The organism is Vibrio sp. M260118 (genome assembly GCF_036533755.1).
Taxonomy (GTDB): domain Bacteria; phylum Pseudomonadota; class Gammaproteobacteria; order Enterobacterales; family Vibrionaceae; genus Vibrio.
This window is the reverse complement of record NZ_JATABG010000324.1, coordinates 1-4023: the sequence shown is the minus strand read 5'-3', so window position 1 is coordinate 4023 and position 4023 is coordinate 1. Positions and strand designations below refer to the sequence as shown.

General features: G+C 44.2%; 2 protein-coding genes and 2 tRNA genes. 2 read left to right on the top strand and 2 right to left on the bottom strand.

Features of this window, described 5'->3' with window-relative positions; translation table 11 throughout:
• The first annotated feature begins 233 nt into the window (after positions 1–233).
• Positions 234–318 (top strand) — tRNA-Tyr (locus QTO00_RS15915).
• A gap of 104 nt (positions 319–422) precedes the next feature.
• Positions 423–507: transfer RNA gene (locus tag QTO00_RS15910), tRNA-Tyr, on the top strand.
• A gap of 218 nt (positions 508–725) precedes the next feature.
• On the opposite strand, the gene treC is transcribed toward QTO00_RS15910, so the two are convergent.
• Both treC and treB read right to left on the bottom strand, forming a co-directional pair.
• Positions 726–2411, bottom strand: a complete 1686-nt coding sequence (gene treC / locus QTO00_RS15905) for an alpha,alpha-phosphotrehalase (RefSeq protein ID WP_331425666.1) — start codon at positions 2409–2411, stop codon at positions 726–728.
• A 73-nt stretch (positions 2412–2484) separates the two neighbouring features.
• Positions 2485–3909, bottom strand: a complete 1425-nt coding sequence (gene treB, locus QTO00_RS15900; RefSeq protein ID WP_331425665.1) for a PTS trehalose transporter subunit IIBC — start codon at positions 3907–3909, stop codon at positions 2485–2487.
• Positions 3910–4023: the final 114 nt, after the last annotated feature.

Genomic DNA, 4023 nt, shown 5'->3' with positions numbered 1-4023 from the left:
ATCCGCTAATTACCATTTTGAACGTCAACAAATGTAAAGAGCGAGAAATATTGTGTAAGTAAAGCCGTTGATTGTTTGAGCTTTATGGTCAATTCCTAGCATCTTTGCCGAAAAAGACACCATTCAATTCAAAATTATAAGAAAACGCTTTACAGCTTTTGCGATTTTGCTATGATGCGCTCCGCACTTGAGTAATGTGTTGGGAAAGCATTTACCTAAGTATAAAACACCCTGGAGGGGTTCCCGAGTGGCCAAAGGGATCAGACTGTAAATCTGCTGGCACTGCCTTCGATGGTTCGAATCCGTCCCCCTCCACCATATTTTTCTTGTGATTATCTTCTGGATAGATTGTAAGAAACACTTGGATAACGTGTTGGGAAAACATTGTTCAAGCTATTCCTTGAAACGAATAGAAACACCCTGGAGGGGTTCCCGAGTGGCCAAAGGGATCAGACTGTAAATCTGCTGGCACTGCCTTCGATGGTTCGAATCCGTCCCCCTCCACCATATACAGAAAACCAGCTCATCGAGCTGGTTTTTTTACGCCTATCGAAAACAAATCAAACCTTGTCTCTATTCTCTATTCTCTATTCTCTATTCTCTATTCTCTATTCTCTATTCTCTATTCTCTATTCTCACAAGCATAAAAAAACCCCGCAAAGCAGGGCGACTACCAACTAGATGACTAAGCATTTATTCTGGTTGGTACTAGGGGGGTTAGCTATCTAGAAATTATCTAAAAGAATAATGCGCGTTTCATATGGGCGCAGAACTTGATGCTGTGACACCTTTTCTGCTTCGAGATCATAGTTACCCAAAACGTACTGAGCTTGCTCATAATCGAAATCCGCAGGCAACACACACTCTGTTTCTTCACCATAGTAGTTATTCAAACAGATTAGCGTTTGGCTGTCTGATTTACGTTGATAACCAAATACCGCAGCATGTTCAGGGTAGAGATCGACGTAACTACCGGTAGTGATCACATCTATCTCTTTGCGCAGTTGAATCAGCTTTTGGTAGAAATAGAACACTGAGTCTTTATCTTCGATCGCTTTGTCAGCGTTGATCTCTGGATAGTTGCTCGCGACCTCGAGCCAAGGTTGGGCTTTCGAAAAACCTGCATATTGCTCACTGCTCCACTGCATTGGTGTACGAGAATTATCACGCGACTTTTGCGCTAAAATTGCCATCATATCTTGGTGCGAAACACCTTGCTGATTGACCATAATATCGTACATATTAGTGCTTTCTACATCACGATACTGGTCGATTGAGGTATATCCTGGGTTAGTCATACCTATCTCTTCACCTTGATAAATATATGGCGTGCCTTGCATCATATGTACTGACGCAGCAAGCATTTTTGCTGACTCTAGGCGATACAGTTTGTCATCACCTAATCGACTAACCACACGCGGTTGGTCATGGTTACACCAAAATAGTGCTCCCCAACCTTTACCATTTAATCCGGTCTGCCAGTGGTTAAAGATCTGCTTTAACTGAGCAAAATCAAACGGCGCTTTGGTCCATTTATCACCATTCGGATAATCGACTTTCAGATGGTGGAAGTTAAACACCATCGAGAGCTCTTTGTTATCGAGCGAAGAATACTGCTGACAGTGCTCTAGTGTGGTCGAAGACATCTCACCGACAGTGACACTGCCATACTTCTGAAACACGGCTTCACTGATCTCTTGTAGATATTCGTGCACACGTGGGCCATCGGTATAGAAACTGCGGCCATCACCAATCTCATCACTTGGGAAATCTTGCTGCTTCGAAATCAGATTAATCACATCTAAGCGGAAGCCATCAACGCCCTTCTCTGCCCAGAAGCTAATTACCTCTTTCACTTCAGCTCGTACTGCTGGATTTTCCCAGTTCAGATCCGCCTGTTCTTTTGCAAACAGATGGAGGAAATACTGGCCTGTGTTTTCATCAAGTTCCCAAGCGCTACCACCAAACTTTGATTGCCAGTTATTCGGAATATCACCCTCAACAGGATCTTTCCAGATGTAGTAATCACGGTAAGGGCTATTTTTGTCCCCTAATGCTGACTGGAACCATTTATGCTCTGTCGAGGTATGGTTAACGACGATATCCATGATAATACGGATACCACGCTGGTGCGCTTCTGCAAGCAATTGGTCGAAGTCTTCCATGGTGCCGAAGTCTGGGTTAACCGCGTAGTAATCTGAAATATCGTAGCCATTATCAATCATTGGCGATTGGTAAACCGGTGTTAACCAAATCGCATCGACACCTAGCAACTTAAGATAATCAAGCTTAGAAATGATGCCTTGAATATCACCTGTCCCTTTACTACCACTGTCGCAAAAGCTTTTCGGATAGATTTGATAGATTGAAGCGGTTTTCCACCAATTAGAATCATTAGCGATTGTTGTCATTTCTAAACTCACTTACCAAAAAATAAAAACTTTGAAAAAGGAGCGACAGACCGCCGCTCCGAAATAAGATAGGTTAAGCGCTGGCAGGCTCTAGCTCGCCTTTCATTTGAGCACGCTTATAGAAGAACAGTGTTAACGCTGCTGGGACTGCGATAGCCACGAGCATCGCGATTGCAAACACACCCCAGAACTGTGGTTGGATAGATAAGATACCCGGTAGACCACCGACACCAATACCGTTCGCCATTACGCCTGCACTACCACAAATCGCTGCAGCAATCGCACTACCAATCATTGCGCTTAGCATTGGGAACTTGTACTTCAAGTTAATACCGTACATCGCTGGTTCTGTAACACCTAGGTAGGCAGAGATAGCCGCAGGAACTGAAATATCACGCTCGCCATGTTTCTTACTGATAATAATAATGCCCACTACTGCTGACGCTTGCGCGATATTTGATAGAGCAATAAGAGGCCAAATTGGCGTGCCACCTAAGTCTTGCATCAATTGAAGATCCACGGCGTTAGTCGTGTGGTGAATACCCGTAATAACCAGTGGTGCATAAAGGAAGCCAAACACCATAGAACCAATGACAGCGAAGTCGCCTGTCATTGCCGCTTTAGCCGCAAATGCCACACCATCACCTAGCACGCGACCAAACGGGCCAATTAAAGAGTGCGCGAGTACTACAGATAGAATGATTGATACGAAAGGCACGACAACAAGGTAAAGGTACGATGGAACAATACGCTTAAGGTTGGTTTCAATAAACGCAAGAGCGATACCCGCTAACATGGCCGGAATAACCTGAGCTTGATAACCGACTTTTTCAATCACAAATAGACCGAAGTCCCAAGCCTCTGGCACCTGTTTACCGATCAGATACGCATTCATTAACTGTGGCGATACCAAGGTAACACCCAAGGTAATACCCAAAATTGGCGTTCCGCCGAGCTTTTTCACCGTTGACCAACAAACACCAACAGGTAGGAAGAAGAAGATCGCTTCGCCAATCAGCCATAGGAAGCTATGAACTGTTGCCCAGAACTGGCTGATCTCTGTCAGTGACTGACCATCAAACATCTTGATGTCGCCAATAACGTTACGGAAACCAAGGATCAAACCACCAGTGATAATGGCAGGAAGCAGTGGTACAAAGATTTCAGCAAGATGGGAAATACCACGCTCTAGGAAGTTCATGTTTTGACGAGCTGCTTGTTTAGACTCATCTTTCGAAGCTTCTGACTTGCCAGAAAGTTCAATCAGCACCTTATAAACTTCATCAACTTCAGTACCAATGACCACTTGAAATTGGCCTGCATTAGTAAAGCAGCCTTTGACTAGTGGCAGTGCTTCCAATGCTTTTTCATCGGCTTTAGCGGTATCGTTTAGTACAAAGCGAAGGCGCGTTAGGCAGTGGCTTACACTCGCGATGTTGTCGCGACCACCAACCAGTTCTATCAGACGCTCCACTTCTTGTTTCGCAATCTTACTCATATCCATGTCCACCCTAATTGGATTCTCATTCATCTGTTGTCAACAATGTTGACGTTTCAAACTGACTCAGTCTGTTATTTTATTATTAATGGGAACATTCCCAAAGATGTTTGT